Source organism: Microbacterium martis (genome assembly GCF_047246685.1).
GTDB lineage: Bacteria > Actinomycetota > Actinomycetes > Actinomycetales > Microbacteriaceae > Microbacterium.
This window is the reverse complement of the sequence record NZ_JBFOKT010000001.1, coordinates 318,285-343,741: the sequence shown is the minus strand read 5'-3', so window position 1 is coordinate 343,741 and position 25,457 is coordinate 318,285. Positions and strand designations below refer to the sequence as shown.

The 25,457-nt window shown below is 70.3% G+C and carries 24 protein-coding genes; 10 read left to right on the top strand and 14 right to left on the bottom strand.

Features of this window, described 5'->3' with window-relative positions; all coding sequences use genetic code 11:
- Window positions 1-11: 11 nt before the first annotated feature.
- Together glmS and coaA are read right to left on the bottom strand one after the other, a co-directional pair.
- Window positions 12-1,859: a glutamine--fructose-6-phosphate transaminase (isomerizing) gene (glmS, locus tag AB3M90_RS01665; RefSeq protein WP_412949554.1), complete on the bottom strand. Its 1,848-nt coding sequence runs from the start codon at window positions 1,857-1,859 to the stop codon at window positions 12-14.
- Window positions 1,860-1,981: 122 nt separating this feature from the next.
- Window positions 1,982-2,926: a type I pantothenate kinase gene (gene coaA / locus AB3M90_RS01660; RefSeq protein ID WP_412949553.1), complete on the bottom strand. Its 945-nt coding sequence runs from the start codon at window positions 2,924-2,926 to the stop codon at window positions 1,982-1,984.
- Window positions 2,927-2,962: 36 nt separating this feature from the next.
- On the opposite strand from coaA, the gene AB3M90_RS01655 reads away from it, so the two are divergent.
- The 3 genes from AB3M90_RS01655 to AB3M90_RS01645 all read left to right on the top strand — a co-directional run bounded on the left by AB3M90_RS01655 (window position 2,963) and on the right by AB3M90_RS01645 (window position 5,342).
- Window positions 2,963-3,907 carry a Ppx/GppA phosphatase family protein gene (locus AB3M90_RS01655; protein WP_412949552.1) on the top strand — a complete coding sequence of 315 codons (945 nt, stop codon included), beginning with the start codon at window positions 2,963-2,965 and terminating at the stop codon, window positions 3,905-3,907.
- Window positions 3,908-3,942: 35 nt separating this feature from the next.
- Window positions 3,943-4,401, top strand: coding sequence for a VanZ family protein (locus AB3M90_RS01650; RefSeq protein ID WP_412949551.1), 459 nt, complete (start codon window positions 3,943-3,945; stop codon window positions 4,399-4,401).
- Window positions 4,402-4,502: 101 nt separating this feature from the next.
- Window positions 4,503-5,342, top strand: coding sequence for a helix-turn-helix domain-containing protein (locus AB3M90_RS01645; protein WP_412949550.1), 840 nt, complete (start codon window positions 4,503-4,505; stop codon window positions 5,340-5,342).
- Between the two features lie 45 nt (window positions 5,343-5,387).
- Here the strand turns inward: AB3M90_RS01645 and AB3M90_RS01640 are convergent, their stop codons facing one another.
- Complete coding sequence (locus tag AB3M90_RS01640; protein ID WP_412949549.1) at window positions 5,388-7,283, bottom strand: DUF4012 domain-containing protein; 1,896 nt, start codon at window positions 7,281-7,283, stop codon at window positions 5,388-5,390.
- Window positions 7,284-7,375: 92 nt separating this feature from the next.
- On the opposite strand from AB3M90_RS01640, the gene AB3M90_RS01635 reads away from it, so the two are divergent.
- Window positions 7,376-8,755 carry a hypothetical protein gene (locus AB3M90_RS01635; RefSeq protein WP_412949548.1) on the top strand — a complete coding sequence of 460 codons (1,380 nt, stop codon included), beginning with the start codon at window positions 7,376-7,378 and terminating at the stop codon, window positions 8,753-8,755.
- Here the strand turns inward: AB3M90_RS01635 and AB3M90_RS01630 are convergent.
- Entirely contained in the window at window positions 8,725-9,978 is a 1,254-nt protein-coding gene (locus AB3M90_RS01630) for a lipopolysaccharide biosynthesis protein (protein WP_412949546.1), read from the bottom strand. The two genes, AB3M90_RS01635 and AB3M90_RS01630, sit on opposite strands and share 31 nt — an antisense overlap.
- Before the next feature lie 118 nt (window positions 9,979-10,096).
- Between AB3M90_RS01630 and AB3M90_RS01625 the strand changes: the two genes are divergently transcribed.
- Genes AB3M90_RS01625 through AB3M90_RS01610 form a run of 4 tightly spaced genes read left to right on the top strand, consistent with a single transcriptional unit; the run spans window position 10,097 to window position 13,759 of the window.
- Entirely contained in the window at window positions 10,097-11,221 is a 1,125-nt protein-coding gene (locus tag AB3M90_RS01625) for an N-acetyl sugar amidotransferase (RefSeq protein WP_412949545.1), read from the top strand.
- Window positions 11,218-12,399: a glycosyltransferase gene (locus tag AB3M90_RS01620; protein WP_412949544.1), complete on the top strand. Its 1,182-nt coding sequence runs from the start codon at window positions 11,218-11,220 to the stop codon at window positions 12,397-12,399. The genes AB3M90_RS01625 and AB3M90_RS01620 overlap by 4 nt, the downstream gene beginning before the upstream one ends.
- Window positions 12,396-13,001 carry an imidazole glycerol phosphate synthase subunit HisH gene (gene hisH / locus AB3M90_RS01615; RefSeq protein ID WP_412949543.1) on the top strand — a complete coding sequence of 202 codons (606 nt, stop codon included), beginning with the start codon at window positions 12,396-12,398 and terminating at the stop codon, window positions 12,999-13,001. Before AB3M90_RS01620 ends, hisH begins: the two co-directional genes overlap by 4 nt.
- Window positions 12,998-13,759, top strand: a complete 762-nt coding sequence (locus tag AB3M90_RS01610) for a HisA/HisF-related TIM barrel protein (protein ID WP_412949542.1) — start codon at window positions 12,998-13,000, stop codon at window positions 13,757-13,759. Before hisH ends, AB3M90_RS01610 begins: the two co-directional genes overlap by 4 nt.
- Here AB3M90_RS01610 and AB3M90_RS01605 read toward each other — a convergent pair.
- From AB3M90_RS01605 to AB3M90_RS01580, 6 genes are all read right to left on the bottom strand, one after another.
- The gene (locus tag AB3M90_RS01605; protein ID WP_412949541.1) at window positions 13,745-14,986 is read right to left on the bottom strand and encodes a glycosyltransferase family 4 protein; all 1,242 of its coding nucleotides are present in this window, start codon (window positions 14,984-14,986) and stop codon (window positions 13,745-13,747) included. The genes AB3M90_RS01610 and AB3M90_RS01605 overlap by 15 nt on opposite strands.
- Window positions 14,983-15,624 (bottom strand): NeuD/PglB/VioB family sugar acetyltransferase, encoded by a 642-nt coding sequence (locus AB3M90_RS01600; protein WP_412949540.1) that lies wholly within the window; start codon window positions 15,622-15,624, stop codon window positions 14,983-14,985. The genes AB3M90_RS01605 and AB3M90_RS01600 overlap by 4 nt, the downstream gene beginning before the upstream one ends.
- Complete coding sequence (locus AB3M90_RS01595; protein ID WP_412949539.1) at window positions 15,617-16,240, bottom strand: sugar transferase; 624 nt, start codon at window positions 16,238-16,240, stop codon at window positions 15,617-15,619. Before AB3M90_RS01595 ends, AB3M90_RS01600 begins: the two co-directional genes overlap by 8 nt.
- Entirely contained in the window at window positions 16,237-17,376 is a 1,140-nt protein-coding gene (locus AB3M90_RS01590; protein WP_412949538.1) for a DegT/DnrJ/EryC1/StrS family aminotransferase, read from the bottom strand. The genes AB3M90_RS01595 and AB3M90_RS01590 overlap by 4 nt, the downstream gene beginning before the upstream one ends.
- The gene (locus tag AB3M90_RS01585; protein ID WP_412949537.1) at window positions 17,373-19,214 is read right to left on the bottom strand and encodes a polysaccharide biosynthesis protein; all 1,842 of its coding nucleotides are present in this window, start codon (window positions 19,212-19,214) and stop codon (window positions 17,373-17,375) included. Before AB3M90_RS01585 ends, AB3M90_RS01590 begins: the two co-directional genes overlap by 4 nt.
- A 129-nt stretch (window positions 19,215-19,343) precedes the next feature.
- Entirely contained in the window at window positions 19,344-19,829 is a 486-nt protein-coding gene (locus AB3M90_RS01580) for a GtrA family protein (protein ID WP_412949535.1), read from the bottom strand.
- 63 nt (window positions 19,830-19,892) lie between these two features.
- Between AB3M90_RS01580 and AB3M90_RS01575 the strand changes: the two genes are divergently transcribed.
- On the top strand, window positions 19,893-20,678 hold the full coding sequence (locus tag AB3M90_RS01575) for a glycosyltransferase family 2 protein (protein ID WP_412949534.1): 786 nt from the start codon (window positions 19,893-19,895) through the stop codon (window positions 20,676-20,678).
- The gene (locus AB3M90_RS01570) at window positions 20,675-22,129 is read left to right on the top strand and encodes a hypothetical protein (protein WP_412949532.1); all 1,455 of its coding nucleotides are present in this window, start codon (window positions 20,675-20,677) and stop codon (window positions 22,127-22,129) included. The genes AB3M90_RS01575 and AB3M90_RS01570 overlap by 4 nt, the downstream gene beginning before the upstream one ends.
- A 39-nt stretch (window positions 22,130-22,168) precedes the next feature.
- Here the strand turns inward: AB3M90_RS01570 and glmM are convergent, their stop codons facing one another.
- The 4 genes from glmM to AB3M90_RS01550 form a co-directional block, all read right to left on the bottom strand.
- The gene (glmM, locus tag AB3M90_RS01565; protein ID WP_412949531.1) at window positions 22,169-23,527 is read right to left on the bottom strand and encodes a phosphoglucosamine mutase; all 1,359 of its coding nucleotides are present in this window, start codon (window positions 23,525-23,527) and stop codon (window positions 22,169-22,171) included.
- Window positions 23,528-23,541: 14 nt separating this feature from the next.
- A complete protein-coding gene (gene rpsI / locus AB3M90_RS01560; protein WP_136031687.1) occupies window positions 23,542-24,027 on the bottom strand; it encodes a 30S ribosomal protein S9 in 486 nt (161 codons plus the stop codon).
- A gap of 27 nt (window positions 24,028-24,054) precedes the next feature.
- Complete coding sequence (rplM, locus tag AB3M90_RS01555; protein WP_412949530.1) at window positions 24,055-24,501, bottom strand: 50S ribosomal protein L13; 447 nt, start codon at window positions 24,499-24,501, stop codon at window positions 24,055-24,057.
- Window positions 24,502-24,698: 197 nt separating this feature from the next.
- Window positions 24,699-25,367 carry a dihydrofolate reductase family protein gene (locus AB3M90_RS01550; protein WP_412949528.1) on the bottom strand — a complete coding sequence of 223 codons (669 nt, stop codon included), beginning with the start codon at window positions 25,365-25,367 and terminating at the stop codon, window positions 24,699-24,701.
- Between the last annotated feature and the right edge of the window lie 90 nt (window positions 25,368-25,457).

The window sequence follows — 25,457 nt, the reverse complement described above, 5'->3', positions numbered from 1 at the left end:
GCCGTGGCGGCCTACTCGACCGTGACCGACTTCGCGAGATTGCGCGGCTGGTCGACGTCGAGCCCCTTGGCCGTGGCCAGCGCCATGGCGAAGATCTGCAGCGGCACCACGGCGAGCAGCGGTTCGAACATCGGACCGGCGAGCGGGATGCGGATCACCTCGTCGGCGAACGGCAGCACGGCGGCATCGCCCTCTTCGGCCACGACGATCACCCGAGCACCGCGCGCGCGGATCTCCTGGATGTTCGACACGACCTTCGAATGCACGAGCGCGGAATGACGCGGCGACGGCACCAGGACGAACACCGGCTGACCGGGCTCGATCAGGGCGATGGGTCCGTGCTTGAGCTCGCCTGCCGCGAAGCCCTCGGCGTGGATGTACGAGATCTCCTTGAGCTTCAGCGCACCCTCGAGCGCGATGGGGTACCCCACGTGCCGACCGAGGAAGAGCACCGAGCGCGTGTCGGCCATCCAGCCGGCGAGCTGGGTGACGTGCTCCTGCTCGCTCTCGAGCACCTCGGCGACCTTGGCCGGGAGGGCGGCGAGCTCATCGACGTCGGCCGACGCGTCGGCGACCGTGCCGCGCACGCGCCCCATGTGCAGACCGAGCAGCAGCAGGGCCGTGATCTGCGCCGAGAACGCCTTGGTCGAGGCGACGGCGACCTCGGGTCCGGCGTGGGTGTAGACGACGGCATCCGACTCGCGCGGGATGGTGGCGCCCTGCGTGTTGCAGACCGAGAGGGTGCGCGCCCCGCGCTCGCGCGCGTACTTCACGGCCATGAGCGTGTCCATCGTCTCGCCCGACTGGCTGATCGAGACGACCAGCGTGTCCGAGCCGATGACCGGGTCGCGATAGCGGAACTCGTGCGCGAGCTCCACGTCGACCGCGACGCGTGCCCACTGCTCGATGGCGTACTTGCCGACGAGCGCTGCATAGGATGCCGTGCCACAGGCCGTGATGATGACGCGGTTGATGCCGGTGAAGAGCTCGTCGAGGCCGTCGAGCTCGGGGATGACGACCTGGCCGTCACGGATGCGGCCTCGGATGGTGTTCGCGACGGCCTCGGGCTGCTCGGCGACCTCCTTGGCCATGAAGCTCGACCATCCGCCCTTCTCCGACGCGGCGGCGTCCCACGACACGTCGAAGGGCTCCGCTTCGACAGGGGTGCCGGCGAAGTCGGTGACGGCGACGGCATCCGGCGTGATCGCGACGATCTGGTCCTGTCCGATGGCGAGGGCCTTGCGGGTGTGCTCGATGAAGGCGGCGACGTCGGAGCCGAGGAAGTTCTCCCCCTCGCCGAGACCGATCACCAGCGGCGAGTTGCGGCGAGCGCCGACGACGAGCCCCGGGTGATCCTCGTGCATCGCGAGGAGTGTGAAGGCGCCCTCGAGGCGGTTGACGACGCTGCGGAAAGCGAGCTGCAGGTCGCCGCCGTTGCCGGCGTACTCGCGACCGAGAAGCGCCGCGGCGACCTCGGTGTCGGTCTCGCTGCGGAACGTCACGCCGTCGGCGATGAGCTCTTCGCGCAGAGCCGAGAAGTTCTCGATGATGCCGTTGTGGATGACGGCGAGCTTGTCATCGTCGGCGAGGTGCGGGTGCGCGTTGACGTCGGTCGGACCGCCGTGCGTCGCCCAGCGCGTGTGGCCGATCCCGGTCGAGCCGTCGGCGAGGGGCGCATCGGCGAGCGAGTCGCGCAGCACGGCGAGCTTGCCGGCCTTCTTGCGCATGCCCAGCGCTCCGTCGCCGTCGATGACGGCGACCCCGGCCGAGTCGTACCCGCGGTACTCGAGGCGGGCGAGACCCGCGAGAAGGATGTCCTGGCTGGGGCGCGGGCCCACGTATCCGACGATTCCACACATGGGTCCCACGATAATCGGGAACTTTTGCGAGTCGTCCGAACAATCAAAGCCACGGTGAGCGTTTCGTCTCGTCGCTCCGCTCATCGCTCAACGACCGGTCGGGCGCATCGATCCGGGCCGCGTCAGAGCTTGCGCAGGAGCACGCTCTCCACCTCGTGGTCGGCGCCCTTGCGCAGCACCAGGCGCGCGCGGTGCTTGGTGGGCATGACGTTCTCGACGAGGTTCGGCATGTTGATCTCGTTCCAGTAGCCGAGCGCCGTGGTGATCGCCTCCTCGTCGGTGAGGTGCGCGAACACGTTGAAGTACGACGACGGATTGCTGAACGCGCCCTGCCGCAGAGCGAGGAAGCGGTCGACGTACCACTTCTCGATGTGCGAGGTCTCGGCGTCGACGAAGATCGAGAAGTCGAAGAGGTCGCTGACGGCGATGTCATTCGGCGCGGGCGGCGGCTGCAGCACGTTCAGCCCCTCGACGATCACCACGTCGGGCCGCCGCACGACCACGTGCGCGTCGGGCACGATGTCGTAGCGCATGTGCGAGTAGAACGGCGCGCGCACCTCGGCGGCCCCGCTCTTCACCTCGGTGAGGAACTCGATCAGCGCGCGGCGGTCGTACGACTCGGGGAAGCCCTTGCGCTCCATCAGACCGCGGCGCTCGAGTTCGGCGTTCGAATAGAGGAAGCCGTCGGTCGTGACGAGCTCGACCCGGGGCGTCCCGGGCCAGCGGCTCATCAGCTCGCGGAGCAGGCGCGCGATCGTCGACTTCCCGACGGCGACCGATCCGGCGACGCCGACCACGAACGGGGTGGTGGTGTCGTCCTCCTGAAGGAACGACGACGTCGCCGCCCCCAGCCGCTTCGTCGAGGTCGCATACAGGCTCAGCAGGCGACTGAGAGGCAGGTACACCTCGCGCACCTCGGTCAGGCTGAGGCGGTCGCCGATGCCCCGGATCTCGACGACCTCGGTCTCGCTCAGCGGCTGGTCGAGATCGGCTGCGAGCCGCGCCCATTCCGATCGCCCGATCTCGCGGTACGGAGACAGCGGCAGCGCGGGGTCGACGGTCGGCACGCGTCCATCGTATCGGGGCGCGGGTAGTCTCTTCCCGTGCGCCTGGGAGTCCTCGACATCGGTTCCAACACCGTCCACATGCTGGCCGCCGACGTCCGCCCCGGCGGCCGCCCGCTCGCCACGACGAGCGACCGGACGGTCCTGCGTCTGATGCGGTACCTCACCCCCGATGGAGCGATCTCGGAAGAGGGCGTGCTCGCGCTCGAGGCCGCGGTCGCCCAGGCCCGCCGGGTGGCGGAGAGTGAGCGGGTCGACGCCCTGCTCGCGACCGCGACGAGTGCGGTGCGCGATGCCGGCAACGGCGCCGACGTCATCGCCCGCATCGAGGCCGTGCTCGGCCAGCCGCTGCAGGTGCTCGACGGCGAGACCGAGGCCGAGCTGACGTTCCTCGCGGTCCGCCGCTGGTTCGGCTGGTCGGCGGGGCAGCTGCTCCTCCTCGACATCGGCGGCGGCTCTCTCGAGATCGCCGCCGGGGCGGAGGAGGTGCCCGACGCGGCGGCATCCGTCCCGCTCGGCGCCGGACGCATGACCGTGCAGTTCCTGCCGAACGATCCGCCCGGCGCCGACGACGTCGAGCGTCTGCGGGCGCACGCCCGGAAGACGCTCGCCGACGTGCTGCCGCCGTTCATCGGCCTGCCGCGACCCGATCACGTCGTGGGATCGTCGAAGGCGATCCGCTCCCTCGCCCGCCTGACCGGCTATCCGGTGCCGGGATGGTCGGGAACCGACCGGATGCTGCTCCCGCGAGCGGCGCTCGGCTCGTGGATCCCTCGGCTCGCGCGCCTCCCCGCATCCGCCCGGCAGGAGCTGCCCGGCATCACGGCCGATCGCACCTTCCAGATCGTCGCCGCCGCGGTCTCGCTGCATGAGGCGATGACGGCTCTCGACCTCGACGAGCTCGAGGTGTCGCCGTGGGCGCTGCGCGAGGGCGTGCTGCTGCGCTACATCGAGCAGCTCGACCGGAGCGGCGGCCGAAGCTGAGAGCCGCGGTCGGCCGGGCTGGCTAGCATGACGGGATGTCCTCTCCCGTCGTCACGCGCACGCACCACGGCGCCGCCGTCGCGAAGCTGATGCTCGTCGGCTACCTGCTCTTCGTCGGTTTCACCGTGTGGCTGCCGGCGACGGTGTCGGCGAAGGTCACGGGTCTCGTCGGAATCATCGCCCACTGGGTGGCCGACGCGGGCATCGCCTCCTTCCAGCGGAGCGCGTTCGTGCTGGAGATCCTGGCGAACGTGGCGCTCTTCGTGCCCGTCGGACTGCTGCTGCTCCTCGCCTTCCCTCGCCTGCGGGTGTGGCAGGCGGTCGTGGTGGGCGGCCTGATGAGCCTGCTGATCGAAGGCGTGCAGGCGCTGATGCCGACGCGCATCCCCGCCGTCTCCGATCTCATCGCGAACACCTCGGGAACGCTCATCGGAGCTCTGATCGTGGCCGTCATCCTGGCCCTGGCCGGGGTGCGCCGCGCATCGACGCGATAGCCTGGCCGACACGCGGGATGCGCGGGGCCGACGTCGATTCGGGGGGATCGACGGATGCTGCGCCTTCGGCGTGCGTGCATCGCCGAGACGAAGGAGCGAGGGTGGCGGTCGAGATCGCGAGGCGGATCGACGAACGACAGCGGATGCTGGGCGGCGTCGAGCTGCTGACGATGCGCGGCACGTCGGCCGAGGTCGCGATCGACACCGCGGCGACGCATCCCGACCATGCGGTGATCGCCTTCATCGAGGCCGACGCGCTCTGGACGCGGAACGGCGACGCGCCGTGGCGCCGGGCGGAGAGCGGCCTCGTCATCGCGGCTCCGGGCATCAGCCGCGACCTGCGCGGTGAAGGCGACTGGCTGGTGACGGCGGCGCTCCTCCCGCGGAGCGCCGTGGCGACGTTCGCCTCGCCCTTTCCCGACGAGCCGCAGCTGTTCACCGACCGGCGGCTCCTCGACCTGGCCATGGAGCGGTTCATCGACGGCGTGCTCGGCGTCGAGATCCCGGCCACCGAGATCGAGCAGCGCGCCCTCGAGCACATGGTCATCGACCTGGGCGGCGCGATCGTGCGGGATCGCGTCGGCGAGATCGCGAGCAGGGTGTCGTCGCGGGCGGCCCTGCGCGATCGGGCTGTCGGGTTCATCGCCCAGCAGTGCAGCGATCCCGACCTCGCCCCCGTCGACGTCGCGAACGCGGTGGAGTCGTCGCTGCGGCTGCTGCAGGTCGTGTTCGCCGAGGCCGGGAACACCGTCGCGGGCGAGATCCGTCGCCAGCGCGCGAGACTGGCGCGCTCGCTGCTCGTCGACAGCCGCTTCGACGAGCTGGGGCTCGAGCTCATCGCGCAGCTCTCGGGCTTCCGCTCGTCGATGAGCCTGCGGCGCGCGCTGGAGGACGTCTACCAGACGACGCCCCGCGCCCTCCGCGCCGAACGACCCGCATAGCGCGGGGCGCTTCGCGGAGAGCGCGGGGCGCGGAAACGCTCCGCGCTACTCGCAGCCGGGGGCGTCGATCGTGACGGGGGTCTCGCGGACCATCGGGGTGTGGCGCACGCTCGGGGGCGCGAAGTCCGCCGAGGTGCTGCCGTCGGCGCCGACCATCGTGACCTGGAACGTCGCGGTCTCCTGCGGCTTGAGGATGACGTTGATCCGCACCGCGTCGCGTCCCAGGTGGGTGGTGTGCGCGATGGCGTCGTAGGTGTTCCCGTTCAGCGTCCAGCTCTCGATCTTCGCCCCGACGGGGGTGTAGACGATGAAGTCGGTGCCGATCTCTCCGGGCGTGAAGTACGGGCCGGTGATGTAGCGCGGGAGTCCCCGAGCGCGCTCGGCCGAGACCCGGTTCTGCAGCGTGACGGTCGTCGTCCAGTTCGGAGCCGCCTCGGCCGTGCACTGGTCGGTGGTCACCCCCACGGTCGCGTCGACGTAGTAGTCCATCTTCGAGCCGGTCGTGTCGTTGAAGAACACCCCGACGGCGCTCTCGTCGTCGTTGGTCGTCGGCAGACGGCCGCTGAGGCGCGACTCGCCGAGCAGCGCCGTCTCCTGCTCGTTCGCGCTCCACAGCTTCAGGCGGCCCTCGTCGGTCGCCTTGGTGAGAGCGGCCACCATGGGGAGCGGCTGCACGTTTCCACCGGTCAGGGCGGCGAAGACCGAGAGCGACACGGCGGAGAAGAACCGGTTGGAGTCGACGCCGTCGGGGTACTTGAAGTACGCCTCGTTCAACAGCAGCGGTGCGGCGTTCTCGCTCGTGAGGACGTCGCCGGTCGGCAGGCTGATCGGGCCCGTCGCGTTGAGCATGTAGGAGAGGCCGATCGGATCGATGGAGATGACGCCGTCGACCTGGTCGGCGAAGAGCGTCGACCACCAGCCGCGGGCGAGCGCGGCGCTCGTGGGGAAGTCCGGCGTTCCGGTGAGGTTGGCGACCCACCGGGCGACGATGTCGGAGTACAGCGCCTCGGTTTCCGCATCGATGGGCACCACGGGTTGCGGGATGTCGAAGGCGAACTCCGTCGCCGCCGCCTCGCGCACGATCGACAGCGCGCCGTCCTCCACCTTCAGCAGCACGAACGAGCCCGGCCCGCCGCCGCTCGCACGCATCTCGGCGTTGCCCTGGAACATGACGAGGTACTGGCGAGGCCCTGAGGCGCCGAGCGCATCAGGCAGCACGGCGAGCACGTCGCGCGCGGGCACGGCGATCGCACGGATCTCGTCGAGCGCGGCGTCGACCTGCCGCACACCGGCGCGGACCTGCTCGATCAGCGCCCCGTCGTCGAGTGCCCCCAGCCTGTCGTCGGCCGCTTCGGTGCCGTCGACGATCCCGCTCACGAGGTCGGCCAGCGACTGCAGGGCCGCGACGTCCATGCGCCCGCCACTGGGCGCGAGGGCGGTGATGCTCACTTCGCTCGCGGGCATGAGCACGTCGTCGGCGAGGTCCACGGCGACGTCGGAGACGGTGCTGACCGCCCGGAGGTTCTCCATCGGCGGCAGCGGGATGCCCTCGACGAGGTCCCACAGCTTGCCCGATGAGGTCTTCTGCGCGGCGAGCGCCTCTTCGCGGAACGCGGCGGCTGCGGCCGCGGCGCCGGCGGGGTCCGATGCGAGCATCGCCGCCTTGGCCTCGGCGACGTGCGGCATCGCGGCGAGCAGATGCGAGCGCGTGTCCTGCGCCTGCGTGTAGAGCCGGTTGGCCGCCCATGCCCCGACACCCAGGCCGATCAGGACCACGAGCGCGATCGAGACCCACAGCCAGACGCGTCGCCGCTTGCGACGATCGACGTCGAACTCGTCGGCGAGCAGGTCGGAATCGGCCGTGGCCGAGGGGTCGGCGGCCGTGGTGCGCGCCGCGCGTCGCTCCCGCCGTGAGGGCGGCGGAGGGGTGGGTTCAGTCACCTAGCGATTCAATCATGTATACCGGTATGCCGAAGAACGCGGGCGCTGCGCGCCGGAGGGGATGCCGCGACGCGCGCAGTAGGCTCGAACGCATGAGAAGAGCGATGGACCGCGCCCGCATGCGCGGCATCCTTCCGCCGCTCACGATCGTGGTCCTCGTCGGGATCTACGCCGTCGTCCTCCACGGGGTCTACGCGGGTCAGGTCTCGCCGGCGTTCGACTACCTCGGCTACCGGTACCGGGATCCGGGCGCGGGTCCCCTCATCCTCTCCACAGCGATCGCCGCCGGCACCGCGCTGACCCTGCCGCGCCGACTGGCGACGGCCTCGTCCGTCGTGCTGTGGGTCCTCTTCACGGTCACCGTCGCCCCGACGGTGCTCATGTCGACCTACACCTCCTACCTCGACCCCGCCCGGGGCCTCGCCCTCGCCGCCCTCGTCGGCATGGTGTTCTCGATCGTGGCGCTCGGGCAGAATCCCGCGCCTCGACCGCTCGGATTCCGCCTGCGGTCGCCCGTCGTCTGGACACTGGTCGGGCTGTTCGCCGCTGCGACCTTCGTGCTGCTCGGGGTGGTCCAGGGACTCAGCTTCGAACTGGTCGGGATCCTCGACGTGTACGACGTCCGTGCGGACTTCGCCGAGAAGCTCGAGTCGGTCGGCATCCTCAGCTACCTCGTCGCGACCCAGGCCAACGTGGTCAACCCCTGGATCGCCGCACGCGGAGTCCTCGAGCGCCGGTGGTGGCTCGTCGGGGTCGCGATCATCGCCCAGCTCGTCCTCTACTCGACCACCGGCTACAAGCACGTCCTGTTCGCGATCGCGGCCTGGCTCGTGATGCTGATCGTGCTGCAGCCGCGCAAGGAGCGGACCCCGGGTTCGATCCTGCTCGCGGGGGCGACGGCGATGGTGGTCGTCGCCGCGGTCGTCGACCAGCTGCTGTCGACCAACCTCGCCACCTCTCTCTTCTCCCGCCGTTTCATCCTGACGCCGGGAATGCTCAGCACGGCGTACGTGCGGTTCTTCTCCGACAACCCGCAGGCCCACCTCGGGTACTCCGTCCTGCGTCCGTTCGTCGACTACCCGTACGACGAGACCCCGCCGTACCTCGTGGGAGCGATGATCACCAACGGCAAGGTGATCGCCTCGAACGCGAACCTCTTCGCCGACGGATTCGCGAACTTCGGCTGGCTCGGGGTCGCCGGAGCGGGCGCCGTGCTCCTCGTGTACCTGCGTCTGGTCGACCGCGCCTCCGTCGGCCTGCCGATCCTGATGAGCGCCATCGTGCTGATCATCCCCGCCGTCGCCCTGTCGAACGCCTCCGTGCTGACGTCCATGCTGAGTCACGGCCTCGTCGTCGCCTTCGGTCTCCTCGCCCTCACTCCGCGCCCACACGTCGGGGCGCTCGGCATCGACCTGGCGTATCTGCGGTCTCCGCGCCGGCGTCAGTCCCCCGTGTTCAGAGTGCGCTCCTGAGCGGCGACCAGCCGGAGCCCGTACCACCAGAGCAGCACGTAGCCCAGCGTCTGCGCGATGCTGATCGCCCAGGTCGCCTCGATCAGCGAGAACTGCAGCACGGCGACGCCGGCCCACGCGAGGAGGAGCAGTGCCACCCGGATGGCGTCGATCAGGGCGGTCGCGCGCGACTGGTAGATCGTGTAGACCTGGCTCAGCGGCGATCCGATCAGGGCGGCCGCCGCGGCGAGCGCCATCGCCTGCGCGATGGGGACGGTGCGCGACCAGCCGTCGCCGAGGAAGAACGGCAGCAGCGGCGCCAGGGCGACGATCGCGACACCCACCACCACCGCGGTGATCCCCAGTCGCACCGTCGCCTGCCGGTAGATGCGCTGCGCCCCCGTGCGCCGTTCGCGCAGGAGCTGCGCCAGCTCGGCGCCCACCACCTGGGCGACCGAGGCGCCGAGCAGGGTGGCGGGCACGGTGATCAGACGCTGGGCCATGCCGAACTCGCCGGTCGCCACCTCGCCGAAGGCGGCGGCGACGAGGAGGAGGGGGAGATTCGTGCCGATCGAGTTGATGAGAGCGGCGCCGGTCAGCGCGGTGGGGAGGCGGATGTATTCGCGCACCGTCGCCCGGTAGCCACCGGTCGTCGGTGCGGAGAGCAGGGGGCGGCTCACCCGGAGCAGCGGCACGAATCCGACCAGGCGTCCGATGAGGAAGCCCGCCGTCAGCCCGATCTGGCTCACCCCGAGGAGTCCGAGGCCGAGCTGCGCGCCCGCCGTTCCGCCCGACTGGAAGAGCGCTCGGCTGGCCACCACGCCGTAGGAGCGACGTCGCAGCGCGGCCTGCGTCAGCACGGTGAAGACCGAGGTCGCGAACACGAGCGCCGCGCCCCAGAGGGGGGCGAACGGGACGAGCGACCAGCCCTGCCCCAGCGCGGTGCTCGAGAGCAGCCAGATGACCAGCGCGGCCCCGGCGGACGACGCGGCGGAGCTCGCCAGAGCGAGTCTCACGAGGCGACGCGCCTGGTCCTCGTCTTCGGGGAGCATGACCCCGACGTCGAACTTCAGGGCGGCGACCGGACCGAGCACAGAGGTCGCCGCGACCAGGGCGCTGAACGCGCCGAACGCCGACGGACCGTAGATCCTGGCGAGGAAGGGAGTCGCGACCACGAGGATGAGCTGACCGAAGGCGGCTCCGCTCACGAGGGCGATCAGACCCCGTCCCACACGGCCGCGCATATGTCCCCTTCCCGGCCGTTCGCCCGCTCAGGGGGTCTTGTGGCGCACCTCCGATAGCATAGGGCTACCTCCCCGCACACCGGTCGAGCGCCCAGATCTGAAGTCGGAGTTCTCCCGCATGGCATCACCCTCCGGCTGCAGCCGCTGCGTCATGACGTTCGAGGTCGATCCCGACCTCGAGCTGATCGACGGCGTCTGCAATCACTGTCGCCGCTACGACGCCCTCCTCGGATCGCGGATCGTGCCCGTCGAGGAGCGTCCGGCGCGTCTCGCCTCGCTCGTCGCCTCGATCAAGGCGGCCGGTGAGGGCAAGCAGTACGACTGCCTCATCGGCGTGAGCGGCGGCGTCGACAGCTCGTACGTCGCGATGAAGGTGCGCGAGCTCGGACTCCGGCCGCTGGCGGTGCACGTCGACAACGGCTGGAACTCGTCGCTCGCGGCGCGCAACATCGAGAGCGTCCTGCGCACCCTCGACATCGACCTGTCCACGACGGTGCTCCGCCTCGACGAGTTCTACGACCTCCAGCGCGCGTTCCTGCGCGCGTCGACGCCCGACGCCGACATCCCGGCCGACCACGCGATCCAGGCCACGCTGTGGAAGGAGGCCCGGCGCCACGGCATCCGCTACATCATCTCGGGGATGAACTTCGCGACGGAATCGATCAGCGTCCCCTCCTGGTCGTACGGCCACTCCGACTGGCGCTACATCTCCGACATCCACCGGCGCCACGGTTCGGTCCCCCTGCGAACGTATCCGCACTTCGGCTTCGCCGAGCTCGGCTGGACGACCGTCGCCAAGCGCGTGCGCATCGTCTCGATCCTCAACTACCTCGAGTACGACAAGACCGCGGCCGTCGCCGAGCTCCAGGAGAAGCTCGGGTGGACTCCGTACGAGGGCAAGCACTACGAGTCGATCTACACCCGGTGGGTGCAGGGCTACTACCTGCCGACGAAGTTCCGCATCGACAAGCGACGCGGTCATCTGTCCGACCTGATCAACTCGGGCCAGATCACCCGCGACGAGGCGCTCGTCGCGCTGGAGTCCGACGACTACCCCGCGAGTCTGCGCAGGATCGACAGCCAGCTCCTCCGCAAGAAGCTGAAGCTGAGCGAGGAGGAGCTCGCCGCGATCATGGCCGAGCCGCGGCGCTCGTTCCGCGACTATCGCAGCTCCTACGGCTTCGTGCAGCTGCTGCGACGCACCGTGAACGCCCTCCGGAAGGCGGGACTGTACCCGCGATGACCACCGCCCAGGGCCTCAATCTCCACATCTACCCGGCTCCGATCGTGTCGGAGAGCCGCATCTTCCGGCAGACGCTGGCCGTCGCCCGCGCCGGGCTCTACCGTGCGATCGAGATCTGCGGCACCCCGGCCCCCGGACTCGCGACGGAGGAGCCGCTCTCCGACGGCCGCCTCATCCGGCGCGTCGGCGCGGTGGCAAAGGCAGGCGGCTCGGTGCTGAGCCGGATCCGCTATCAGATCGCCTGGTCGGCACAGGTGTACCGGCAGTACGCGTCGTCGGACCTGCACACGGTGAACGCCCACTCCGTCGCCGTGCTCCCGGTCGCCGCCCTGCTGGCCCGCCGCACCGGAGCCCGGCTGATCTACGACACGCACGAGCTCGAGACCAAGACCTCGACGTCGCACGGGCTGCAGGGGCGCGTCTTCGCTCTGGTGGAGCGGATGCTGATCCGCCGCAGCGACGTCGTGTTCGTCGTGAACGACCTGATCAGGGAGTGGTACGAGACCGCGTACCCGGGGGTGCGCGCGGTCAGCGTGGTGAACTCGCCGAGCCTGACGTCGCGCGGTGCGGCGAACGACCTGCATGCCACCTTCGGGATCCCGACCGGGAGCAGGCTCTTCGTGCACGTGGGCAACATCGTCCGTGCTCGCCACATCCCGGACATCCTCGCCGCCTTCGCGCAGCGCCCCGACGATCACGTGGTGTTCCTCGGCGACGGCGAACTCGGCGGGCTCGTCGACGAGGCCGCCGCGACGCACCCGAACATCCACCATCACCACCGCATCGACAGCGACTCGGTCGTGCCGACGCTGGCGACGGCCGACGTCGGCATCTGCCTGATCGAGCCGTCGTGCCTCTCGTACGCCCTCGCGCTGCCGAACAAGGCGATCGAGTACACCGCGGCCGGAGTCCCCTTCATCCACAACCAGCTCCCCGCGGTGCGTCGTCTGCTCGCCGGCGGCCTGGCGGAACTGACGATCGACGCCGTCGACGCCGAATTCGCCGGCGTGCTCGACGGGTTGACCGACGACACGATCGCGGCCGCCCGGGAGCAGCTCGGTCATGTCGAGCTGCCCTCCTGGGACGAGGAGTCGGCGAGGATGATCGACGAGTATCGACGACTCGCGGCATCTCCCGCGAACAGGCGCCCCCGCGCGCGGAGAGGAGACCGGCCGTGACCGTCGGCATCATCGACTACGGCGTGGGCAACATCGGCTCGCTGCTGAACATGTTCTACCGGCTCGAGGTCGAGGCGTCGGTCATCACCGACCCCGCCGCGGTCGTCGAGCACGATCACGTGCTCCTCCCCGGCGTCGGCGCCTTCGACGTGGCCATGCGCGAACTGCACCGCACGGGCTTCGACCGAGCAGTCGTCGACCACGCCGAAGCGGGCGGACAGCTCCTCGGCATCTGCCTCGGCATGCAGCTGCTGCTCGACTCGAGCGAAGAGGGCGAGCTGCCCGGGCTCGGGCTCGTCTCGGGCACGAGCAGGAAGTTCGATGCGTCCGGAGGACTCCGCGTGCCGCACATGGGCTGGTCGCAGGTGAACGTCGAGCAGGACCACCCGGTGCTCGCCGACCTCTCCGACCGGCACCGGTTCTACTTCGTGCACAGCTATCGGGTCGTGTGCGATGACCCGGGCGACGTGCTCGCGAGCACCGTCTACGGCGACCGCTACACGTCGATGATCGCGAAGGGCTCGGTGGTGGGGGCGCAGTTCCATCCCGAGAAGAGCCACCGGTTCGGCATGCAGCTGCTGCAGAACTGGGTGAGACTGTGAGGCCCCGCATCATCCCCGTGCTGCAGTTGCATCGCGGATGGCTGACGAAGACGCGCGGGTTTCGCGGCAACCCCTATCTGGGCGATCCGGTGAACGCGGTGCGGATCTTCAACGAGCTCGAGGTCGACGAGCTCGTGATCTGCGACATCTCGGCGAGCCGGGGCGAGACGCCCCTCGATCCCGGGCTCATCGAATCGATCGCCTCCGAGGCGTTCATGCCGGTGGCCTACGGCGGCGGCATCTCCACGTTGCGCGAGGCCTCGCTCCTGGTCCGTTCGGGCATCGAGAAGGTCATCCTCAACACCGCCGTCGCCCGCGCACCGGAGCTGGTGCGGGAGATCGCGTCGGAGATCGGCACGCAGAGCGTCGTCGCCAGCGTCGACGTGAGCCGGGCGTCGGGCACCCCGCGCTCCTACGTGGGCAACGGCCTGATCGACAGCGGCCTCTCCCCCGTGGAGTTCGCTCAGGAGGCCTGTCGCCTCGGCGTCGGCGAGCTCATCGTCAGCTCCATCGACCGCGACGGGACCTCGACGGGGTACGACCTCGAGGTCGTGGCCGAGGTCGCCGCCGCGGTCGACGTTCCCGTCATCGCGCAGGGCGGCGCCGCATCCCTCGACGACTTCCGCTCGGCCATCGACAGCGGCGCGGCGGCGGCGAGTGCGGGCAGCCGGTTCGTGTACTTCGGACGCCACGACGCGGTGCTGATCACCTATCCGGATGCCGCGGCGCTCGATCGCCTGTGGTCAGGGACGGTCTGAGGCATCGGGGCGCACGCCGGCGAGCACGGCGTCGAGAGTGCTCGCCAGTCGTCGCGCGAGGACCCCGTAGTCGTACTGCTCCTCGACGAGAGCGCGTCCGTTCGCGCCCCAGCGCCGACGCTCCTCCAGGTCACTGTCGCGCATCCGGCGCAGGGCGGCGGTGAACGCCGCGGTGTCGGCTGCCGGCACGGTCAGGCCCGCCTCCGACTCCGCGACCGGGTTGTTGGGCGCGCTGCTCGCGATCACCACGGGGCGGCCGGCGGCCAGGTAGTCGAACAGCTTGTTCATGCTGATCCCGTGCCGATAGACCGCGAGATCGAGCACGTTGATCACGAGGGCGTCCGCGAGGGCCGCGGCCTCGGGGACCGCGGTCTTCGGAATCGTCCCGCGGAACTCCACCGCGTCGCGGATGCCGAGCTCGCCCGCGAGCGCCTGCACCTGCGGCAGTGACCGTCCGCCGCCGTACACGGTCAGTCGCGCGCCGTCGGCGACCGGCGCGAAGGCGCGCACGATCTCGTCGACCCCGTTCGCGAGGCCGACCGATCCGAAGTACATGAACGTGAAGGGCCCGTCGGGCTCGGCCGCGGGCAGATGCGAGAACGCGGCGGCGTCGCATCCGTTCGAGATCCAGACGATCTTGTCGGCGGGGACGCCCTGCTCCTGCTCGAGGTACTCCGCCGCGAACGGCAGCAGCGTGATGATCGCGGAGGCTCGGCGGCACAGCTCGCCCTCGACCGCGCGGAGGATGCGCGCGGGAAGGGAGCGGGGCGTCATCCTGCCCATGTCGATGAGGGTCTGCGGCCACAGGTCGCGGATCTCGAAGACGAACGGCACGCGGCGACGACGGGCCAGCACCGACGCCGCCCAGGCGGCGAGCGGGTGCACGGTGCTGCCGACGATCACGTCGGGAGCCGGCAGGCCCCGCGTTCCGGACGGGAGCAGCAGGCGGACGGTGAAGGTGAGGAGATTCAGGATGCGGGAGATGCCGTTGCCGCTGTAGTCCGAGGCGCGGAGGAATCGGAAGCGCACGCCGCCCACCGTGCGGTCGGCCCGCTTCGCCGACGAGGGGATGCGCTGCCGGCCGGAGGGATGCTCGGTGCTGGCGGCGATGAGGGACGCGGTCCACCCCTCCTGCGCCAGATGCGCGGCAAGACTGAAGTGACGCGATCCGCTCGGAGACTCGGTCGGATCCGTCGCGTAGTGGTTGACGAGCCAGACGGACCTCATCGCGCGGGCACACCCTTCACCACGACGCCGGGCTCCACGTCTCGCGTCACGCATGCCGCGGCCCCGACGGTCGCGCCTCGCCCCACACGCAGGCCCTGCAGCACGACCGCTGCGGCGCCCACGAGGCTGCCCTCACCGACCTCGACCGCTCCCGAGATCACCGCGCCGGGATTGACCGAGACGAACGACCCGAAAGTCGCGTCGTGACCGATGATCGCGCCGGGGTTCACGTGCACGTGGGCCCCAAGCGTGACGTTGGTCGAGATCTGCGCGCCGCTGCAGACGACGACTCCGTGGGAGAGGCGCGCCTGAGACCCGACGACCGCGCGCGGGTGCACGAGGGCGTCGGCCGTGCGACCGTCGTCGAGCCGGGCGACGACGCGCGCACGCGTCGCAGGCGACCCGATGGCGACCACGTGCCGCGCGGCGGCGAACCGCTCGCGGTTGTCGTCGATCGCCCCGAGGTGCGCGTATCCCCGGGCAGCGAGTCGAGCAAGGTCGGCATCGCTCGGCGCGTCGTCGACCACCCCCGTCACGGTCCAGATCGGGCTGGGCGAGACGGCGTTGATCGCCTCGATCACGTCGAGCGTCTCGCGGCCGAACCCACCGGCACCGACGACGATGAGAGCCTCAGGCATCCGGGTCTCCGAACTTCCGCATGGTGACGTGCCCCTCGGCCGAGATGCCTTCCCGTCGCACCACCGACCTGACGGTCGCGACCAACACCCGGAGGTCGAGGGTGGCGCTCCGCTCATCGACGTAGCGCACGTCGAGGCGGAACCGCTCCTCCCATCCGAGCGCGTTGCGACCGCTCGCCTGCGCGAGACCGGTGATGCCCGGACGCACCTCGTGCCGACGCGCCTGCTCCGGCGTGTAGCGCTCGAGGTACTCGACGAGCAGGGGGCGCGGACCCACGAAGCTCATGTCGCCGCGGAAGACGTTCCACAGCGAGGGGAGCTCGTCGAGGCTCGAGGCGCGCAGGATCCTTCCGAAGCGGGTCAGCCGATCGGCATCCGTCACCCGGCCGCGGGCCTCGTCGACAGCGCGCATCGAGCGGAACTTGTAGAGCGTGAAGACGCGCCCGCCGAGGCCGGGCCGCGGCTGAGCGAAGATCACCGGTCGACCCAGATCCACGGCGACGAGAACGGCGGTGACGGCGATCACGGGCGAGAGGGCGACGAGCGCGACGGCCGCGCCCGCGGCGTCGAGGAGCCGCTTCGCCAGGTCGTACGGCCGGGGTGCTGCGCGCCTCACGCTGAGCGCTCGCGCAGGAACTCGGTGATGCGGGCGGCGACGCGATCGCGCTGAGCCTCGGTCAGGGCCGATCCGCTCGGCAGCGTCAGGCCCCGGGAGAACAGCTGCGCCGACGTCCCGGTGATCTCGCCTCGGGCTCCCGCGAACACCGGCTGCAGATGCATCGGCTTCCACAGCGGCCGGCTCTCGATGTCGTCCTGTGCGAGGAACCCCGCCAGCTCCGAGGGCGCCCACCCGGTCACGGCCTCGTCGACGACGATCGAGGTGAGCCAGACGTTGTCGTGCTCGTCTCCCGCGGCGCCGAAGACCTCGACGCCCTCGACCGGGCCGAACAGGGCCTTGTAGCGGTCGCGCATCCGCCGCCGGCTCGCGATCATGTCGTCCAGTCGCGAGAGCTGCGCCCGTCCGAGCGCGGCGAGCAGGTTGCTGAGGCGATAGTTGTAGCCCACGTCGGTGTGCTCGTAGTGGACGACGGGCTGCCGCGCCTGAGTCGCGAGATACCGCACGTGCTGCGCGAGCTCCGCGTCGTCGGTCAGCAGCATCCCTCCGCCCGACGTGGTCATGATCTTGTTGCCGTTGAACGACACGATCGATGCCCGCCCGAAGCTGCCCGCGGCGCGGCCGTCGTGGGTCGCGCCGAGCGACTCGGCGGCGTCGGCGAGAACGGGCACCTCGAACTCCGCGGCCACGGCCAGGATGCCGGTGTAGTCGACGGTCTTGCCGAGAAGGTCGACGGGGACGATCGCGGAGACCGTCTCTCCCGACGCGCGGAGGCGCTCGAGCGCCCGGCGGAGCAGGACCGGGTCCATGTTGCCGGTCGTGACGTCGGCGTCGACGAAGTACGGCTCGGCGCCCGTGTACATGACGGCGTTGGTCGTGGCGGCGAACGTCATGGTCGACGTCACGACGACCGTTCCCGGGCCGACGCCGAGGCCCAGCAGCCCCAGGTGCAGCGCCGCCGTGCCCGAACTCAGCGCGACGCCGTGCGCGACGCCCACGCGCGAGGCGATCTCACGCTCGAAGGCGTCGACGTCGGGGCCCAGGGGCGCGATCCATCCCGATCGCATCGCCGCCACGACGGCGGCTTCTTCGAGCTCGCCGACGTCCGGTGACGACATGTGGATGCGATCGCTCACGTGGTCTCCAGGTCGATGTCCAGCGGCTCGATGATCGCCGTGTCGTTGTTGCGCGGCTCCGCGAACAGCCGCGCCTTCCAGCCGGCCTTGTCGAGACGCTCCGGCGGGATCGGCTCGGCGCGCGTGTGCGAGACCTTCGGGTGGAACGGCCGCTCGAGTCTCTCGCGGTCGCCCACGAGCTCCTCGTGCAGCTTCTCGCCGTTGCGGAGGCCGGTGAAGACGATCTCGATCGTCTTGCCCGACATCGCGATCATGCGCTTGGCGACGTCGAGGATCGACACCGGCTCGCCCATGTCGAGGATGAGGACCTCGCCGGCGCGTCCGACCGCTCCGGCCTGGATCACGAGCTGGCACGCCTCGGGGATCGTCATGAAGTAGCGGGTGACATCGGGATGCGTGACGGTCAGGGGCCCGCCCGACTCGATGAGCGCCTGGAACGTCGGCAGCATCGATCCGCGGCTGCCGATGACGTTGCCGAACCGCACCGAGAGGTAGCGCATGCCCGACGTCTCGCCCGCCCAGGCGGTGATCTTCTCGGCCACGCGCTTGGAGTGCCCGAGCACGCTGGTCGGATTGGCGGCCTTGTCGGTGGAGATGTTGATGAAGGTGCTGACACCGGCGAGCCGTGCGGCCTGCACCACGTTGAGGGTGCCGAGGACGTTCGTCTTCCACGCTTCGTCGGGATACTGCTCCAGCATGGGGAGGTGCTTCAGCGCCGCGGCGTGGAAGACGACCTCGGGCCGCCGCTCGCGGAAGATCTGAGCCAGCGTGTCGGGCTCGCGGATGTCGGCGAGCACGACGTCGTTCGTGTGCAGCAGTCCGTGCCCGGAGGTGCCGATCTGGGCGAGCTGCAGGCCCGTCTCGTCGCGATCGAGCATGATGAGCTCTTTCGGACCGAACTTCGACAGCTGCCGGCACAGCTCGGAGCCGATCGAGCCGCCTGCGCCCGTCACGAGCACGCGGCGCCCGGTGATGTACCCGGCGATCAGCTCGACGTTCGTGTCGACCGGATTGCGTCCGATGAGGTCTTCGATGCTGATGTCGCGCAGATCGGAGGGCGATTCCTCGCCCGACTTGATGTTGATGATGCTCGGGGTCACCGACACGCTCATGCCGGCGGCCTCCGCGCGGTCGGTGAGTGCGCGCAGCTGAGCGCCGTCGGCGCTGCCGATCGCGACGACGAGAACGGTGGCGCCGGTGCGGCGGGCGGCGTCGACGATGTCGGTGGTGCGACCCACGACCGGGACGCCGCGCAGCCGCAGGTTCTTCTTCGCCGGGTCGTCGTCGAGCAGACCCACCGGGCGGATCGGCGAGCTGGGATCGGTGAGGATGCTGCGCACGACGTTGTCGCCGAGGTAGCCCGCACCGGCGATCAGCGCCGGCTCGGCCTCCTCGCCCGGCTTGCGCGTGCGGTCGGTCAACAGACGTGCCAGGTACCGGACGCCGAACATGGTGAGCAGCACGAACGGGAAGGCGAGGAAGATGGTTCCGCGCGGGATGCCCACCGCGTTGCCGAAGAGCATCGTGAAGATCGAGAGGAACAACGACTCGCTCGTCACCAGCAGGGCGAGGGTGCGCACCTCCTCGAACGACCCGTAGCTGTGCCGACCGCGGTAGATGGCGAACTGGAGGCCGAGGACGATCTGGATGGCTCCCGCGATCGCGGCGAGCACCAGCGTGGCGAGCCACATCTGCGCGGTCATCGCGAGTTCGAACCGGAGCGCGACGGCGGCGACCACGCCGATCCCCCATGCCAGCGCATCGACACCCGCTGCGACGACGCGGCGTCGCTGCTGCGCGACGGACACGCTGGCGATCGGCTCCCCCACCGTTGTCACGACGTCATCTCCTCCGGCCGCACGACTCTGCACGGCGCTCTTTCCTGGTTGTCCGGCCGTTTACAGCCTCTTCATATGCTGGCATACACTTCTCCGGGTCGGCTCACGCCCGCGGCGCACGCCTGGGAGTCACGGCCGCGGCACGTCGACGCCGATCGCCGCCTCGGCCACCGCCGGCTTCGGCGACGTGCGGAACACGACCCAGTGGTACAAGGCGAAGCGCACCACCACGACCGTGGCGATGCTGACGAGGTTGACGATGTTCACCGCGATCGCCCCCGGCGGCCGCCCGAGCAGCAGGTGGACGGCCTCCACGCCCGCCCAGACGAGCGCGGCGCCGAGCGCCGTGCAGGCGACGTTGGCCGCCAGGAAGAGCACCAGCTCGCTCCATCTGCTGCGTCGGTCGCGGTGGCGGAACGTCCATTCCCGGTTGCCGAAGTACGCGTTGACGAGCGCCACCGCCGAGGCGACCAGCTTCGCGACGACGACGTTCCATCCCAGCCCGTAGACGAGGAGGTTGAACACGGCGATCTCGATGAGCGTGCTCAGCCCGCCGACGATGAGGAAGCGACTCCCCACGCGCGCGACGCGCCGGATTCGGGAGGGTTGATTCACTCGACTAGGCTACTCGGTGCGCGCCTGCGAACCTGCGCGTCGACTCAGCGCCCAAGGACCTCCGTGCACTTCACCCACGTCGCCATCGTCATGCCCGCCTTCAACGAGGTCGAGGGCATCCGTGGCTTCGTCGACGAGGTCCGCGAGAACGTGCGTCCGCTGGCCGACCGGGTCACGTTCCATGTCGCCGACGACCGATCGACCGATGCGACCGCCCAGGTGTTCGACGACGTCGACGACGTGACGGTCGAGGTGCAGCCGGTGAACCGCGGGCACGGGCCCACGGCACTCGCCGCCTACCGCGCCGGCCTCGCGGCCGAGCCCGAGGTGATCGTGCACGTCGACGGTGACGGCCAGTTCCTCGGTGCCGACTTCACGCGCCTGCTGACCGCGTTCGGTGCGACCGGTGCCGATGTCGTGCACGGCGTGCGCGACGGCCGGACCGACCCGTGGTACCGCAAGGCGCTCACGGCATCCGTCGGCACGCTGATCGCCGTCGCCGCCGGCCGGCGCGTCCCCGACGTGAACACCCCGTTGCGGGCCTACCGCCCCGACGCGCTGCGCCTGCTCGTCGACGCCACCCCCACCGCCGCCACCGTGCCACACGTGCACTTCTCCCTCGCCGAGGCGCGGGCGGGCTTCGCGGTGCGGTACCTCCGCGTCGCCAGCATCCCGCGCCGCGGCGAATCGACCACCGGCACCATGTGGGGGCGCGGCAACGGCCTCAGCCTCCCCCCGAAGCGGCTGCGCTCGTTCGCACGGACCGCTCTGGCCGAGGTGTGGACGCTGTCGTTGCGTCCCGCGGCCCCGCTGCGCGGCATCCGTCGGCCGGAGCGCGTCGCGCGATGACCCGCGGGCGCACGATCCTGTTCTGGGCGCTCGCCGCCGCCCTCCTCGTCGGACACGTGATCGTCGCCTGGCACAGCCTGGTCGTGTGGCGCTTCTGGGAGGACGAGGCGTTCAACCTCACCGTGCCCCGCAACCTGCTCGCCGGACTCGGCTACTCCAGCGACGGCGCGCTCTCCGGCTCGACCATCACTCCGTTCGACCCGCGGATCTCGACCGGACCCGTCGTGCTGCTGCCGGTCGCCCTGCTGCTGGCGACCGGAATCGACCCCGTGCTCGCCGCACGCCTGATCCCCCTCGCCTACTGGGCGCTGCTCCTCGCGGGTCTCGCCCTGATCGGGCGCCGGATCGGCGGCCGCTGGGCGGCGCTGCTGGCCGTCACCGTGCCCCTGGCGTTCACCGCCGGCGCGGGCGTCTCGCCCATCCAGGGACCGGCCGACCTCCTCGGCGAGATCCCCGCAGGGGCGCTGCTCGTGTGGGCGCTCGTCGTGCTCCCCCGCCGTGCGTGGCTCGCGGGGCTCCTGGTCGGTCTCGCGATCCAGGCGAAGCTCATCGCACTGCTCGCACTGCCCGCCTTCGCGGTCGCACTGTGGGTGCTCTCCGACGGCACCGGATGGCATCGTCTGCGCGACCTGCTGCGCCGCGCGTGGCTCCCCCTTCTGGGCGTCGCGGCGCCGACGCTGCTCGTCGAGCTGGCTGCGCTCGTGTCGCTCGGCACGTCGGGCTTCATCGATCACCTCCGCGATCTCGTGCGCTTCGTGCGCAGCGGAGGACAGGGCGACGCCGACACGACCGTGCTGCAGAAGATCGGCACGCTGGCCGACTCCTGGTCGGTGCCCGCGGTGCTCGCCCTGCTCGCCGCCGTCATCGCGGTCGGTCTGGCCGTCGCCGGGGTGGTGCTCCGGTGGCGCACGGCGAGCGAGTCGGAGCGCCTCGTGATCGCCTACGCGCTGGCCGCCCTCGTCGGCGCGCTCGCCTTCGTCGGCTGGTGGGCGACCGCGTCGCGTCTGCCGCTCTGGGTGCGGCATCCGGCACCGGGCGTCTTCGCGTTCTTCCCGATCATCGCTGCCGTCGCCGTCTGGGCGATGATGCGGATGCCGGCGCGCCCGGCCGCGCGCGTCGCCGGGGCCGCCGCCGCGGGGGCGATGGCGCTCGTCGTCGCCGCCGGAGCCGCAGGGCACGTGGCCGCATCGTTCGGGCCGCGCGAGCTGCTGACCCTCGACCAGCAGCGCGCCGGTGTCGCCCCCTTGGCCGAATGGGTGGCCGAGAACGACGTCGAATGGCTCGCGGCCGACCCCTGGGGTGCCGCGGTCGCGCCGATCGTGCTGACCGGCGCGCACGTGGGCCTCGTCGACGCCGAGGCCATGCGCGAGCATCCGCGGCTGACGGGCCTCGCGTGCAGCACCGAGACCCTGGCCGACAGCGGCTACTTCCGCATCTGCGCCGCCCCCTGAGGCGTCAGCGGGCCGACACTGTCGTGCGGGCGGCTGCGGTCAGAGGGCGAGGCGCTCCTGCACGACGCCCGCCAGACGATCGGCGTAGGCGCGCACCGACTCGGCGTCGGCGGCCTCGACCATGACGCGCACCAGCGGTTCGGTGCCCGATTTGCGCAGCAGCACGCGGCCGGTGTCGCCGAGCTCCGCTTCGACCTCACGCACCGCCTGCTGCACGCCTTCGTCGTCGGCGACGCGATCCTTGTCGACGTCGCGCACGTTGACCAGCACCTGCGGGTAGACCGTCATCACCGAGGCGAGCTCGGCGATGGTCTTCTTCTGACGCGCCATCTCGGCCACCAGGTGCAGGCCGGTGAGGAGGCCGTCTCCGGTGGTCGCGTACTCGCTCATGATGACGTGGCCCGACTGCTCGCCACCAAGCGCGTAGCCGCCCTCGTTCATGTCCTCGAGCACGTAGCGGTCGCCGACCGCGGTCTGGCGCACGGTGATGCCGTGCTCGCGCATCGCGACATGCAGGCCGAGGTTGCTCATCACCGTCGCCACGAGGGTGTCGTCGGTGAGGTGGCCGCGCTCCTTCATCGAGATCGCGAGGATCGCCATGATCTGGTCGCCGTCGATCACGTTGCCCTGCGCGTCGACCGCGAGGCAACGGTCGGCATCGCCGTCGTGCGCGATGCCGATGTCGGCGCCCAGGCGCACGACCGCCTCGGCGAGGTTCTCGAGGTGCGTCGAGCCGACGCCGTCGTTGATGTTCCAGCCGTCGGGGTCGGCGCCGATGACGGTCACCTCGGCCCCGGCGTCGCGGAACGTCTCCGGGGAGACGCCGGATGCCGCGCCGTGCGCGCAGTCGAGCACGACGTGGATGCCCTCGAGCCGGTTCGGCAGCGAGGCCAGCAGGTGCACGACGTAGCGGTCCTCAGCATCCGAGAACCGGTCGATGCGGCCGACGCCGGCGCCGGTGGGGCGCAGCATCTCGCCGGCCATCGCGGCCTCGATGCGCTGTTCGACGACGTCGGGCAGCTTGCGTCCGCCCCGGGCGAAGATCTTGATGCCGTTGTCGGGAGCGGCGTTGTGCGACGCCGAGATCATCACGCCGAAGTCGGCGTCACGGTCGGCGACGAGGAACGCGAGCGCGGGCGTCGGGATGACGCCGGCCTCGAGCACATCGACACCGGAGGACGCCAGGCCTGCGGAGACGGCGGCCGTGAGGAAGTGTCCCGAGACCCGGGGGTCGCGGGCGACAACTGCGGTGAGTCGCTTGCCTTCGGCTTTGCGAGCCTCCGCAGTACGGCCCTGGCCCAGGACGACGGCAGTCGCCTGGGCCAGGGTGAGCGCGAGGTCGGCGGTGAGGATGCCGTTGGCGAGTCCTCGTACACCGTCCGTGCCAAAGATCGGCATCGGCGCAGTGAGCCTTAGCGCTTCGAGTACTGAGGCGCCTTGCGGGCCTTCTTGAGTCCGGCCTTCTTGCGCTCCTTGACGCGGGCGTCGCGCGAGAGGAAGCCGGCCTTCTTCAGGGTCGGACGGTTGTTCTCGGCATCGATCCCGTTCAGTGCACGGGCGATGCCGAGACGCAGCGCGCCGGCCTGGCCCGAGTCGCCGCCGCCCGAGATCCGGGCGATGACGTCGTACGCACCCGCGAGGTTCAGGGCGGTGAAGGGGTCGTTGATCAGCTGCTGGTGCAGCTTGTTCGGGAAGTAATCCTCGAGCGTGCGGCCGTTCACCGTGATGGTGCCCGAGCCGGGGACGAGGCGCACGCGGGCGATGGCCTGCTTGCGACGGCCCACGGCGGCGCCCGGCACGCTCAGCACGGGACGGGGAGCCGCCTCGACTGCTTCGGTCTCGGGAGTCGAGGTCGAGAAGTTCTGAAGGTTTTCGGTGGTGTCCTGGATGTCAGCCACGAGTATGTCCTTAAGTCTGTACGGCGCTTACTGGGCGACCTGGTCGAGGGTGTACGGCTGGGGCTGCTGTGCGGCGTGCGGGTGCTCTCCACCCACGTACACCTTGAGCTTCGACAGCTGCTGGCGGCCGAGGCTGTTCTTCGGGAGCATGCCACGGATGGCCTTCTCGACAGCACGGACCGGGTTCTTCTCGAGGAGCTCGGCGTAGTTGACGGCCTTGAGCCCGCCCGGGTAGCCCGAGTGGCGGTAGGCGATCTTCTTCTGGAGCTTCTGACCGGTGAGCGCGACCTTGTCGGCGTTCACGATGATGACGAAGTCGCCCGAGTCGATGTGATTGGCGAACGTCGGCTTGTGCTTGCCACGCAGGAGCGTCGCGGCGTGGGAGGCCAGGCGTCCGAGAACGACGTCGGTGGCGTCGATGACGACCCAGTCGCGCTGGACTTCGCCAGCCTTGGGGGTGTAAGTGCGCGTCACGATAGTGCTGCTTTCTTGTGTCGAACGGAGAGGTTCGTGAATCCCACTCCGGGGTGGTTCGTCGTCTCGGGCTCATCGAGCCGGGAACACGCCAGTGGAGGGCTCACGTTCGGATGTGCGTCTCCCCCGCAGTGAGAGGAAGGGCACCAAAGAAACAGCATACGCCACCTGGTGCCCTTCCCCAAATCGTTCCCGCGTCAGCCGTCGACCCCCTCGATCCGCTGACCGCCGTCGACGAGGTACGCGCCCGCATCGACCGCTCCGACCGACGACGCACGCAGCGCCAGCGAGACCGTGCCGTTCGGCAGGACCATGCACTCGTCGGATACCGCGGTGTAGCCCGCCGGGGCAGCGTCCTCGGGGAACAACCTCTTGCCGGCTCCCACGACGACCGGGAACTGCAGCAGACGCACCACGTCGACGAGCCCGGCGTCGTGCAGGGTGCGCGCGAGCCGCCAGCTGCCGTGAATCTGCAGCTCGCCGTCGGACGAGCCCTGTTGCTTGAGGGCTCTGACCTGCTCGACGACGTCACCGCGGAGCACGGTGGTCGGCCCCCAGGCGGCATCCTCATCGGACAGGGTGTCGCTCGCGACGTACTTGGGCCATGTGTTGAGCGCGGTCGCCACGAGGTCGTCGGGATCGGTCACCTGCGACCAGTAGGTCCGCATCATCTCGAAGGTCCGGCGACCGAGCAGGATGGCCTCGGCGCGGCGGAACCACCCGTTCACGACCTCGTCGGAGGCATCCGTGACCAACGGCACCAGCCACCCGCCTCGATCGAAGCCGTCGGTGGTGTCCTCGTCCGGTGCGCCCGGACCCTGCATGACCCCGTCGAGGCTGATGAATGTGTTGACGCTGAGAAGCACGACTCCTCCAGAGATCCAACGGCCGCGGACTGTCCGCGGCGATGCGACGCTACGCCGACCATGGTCGATCGGGCATGTGCCGGAAGTCAT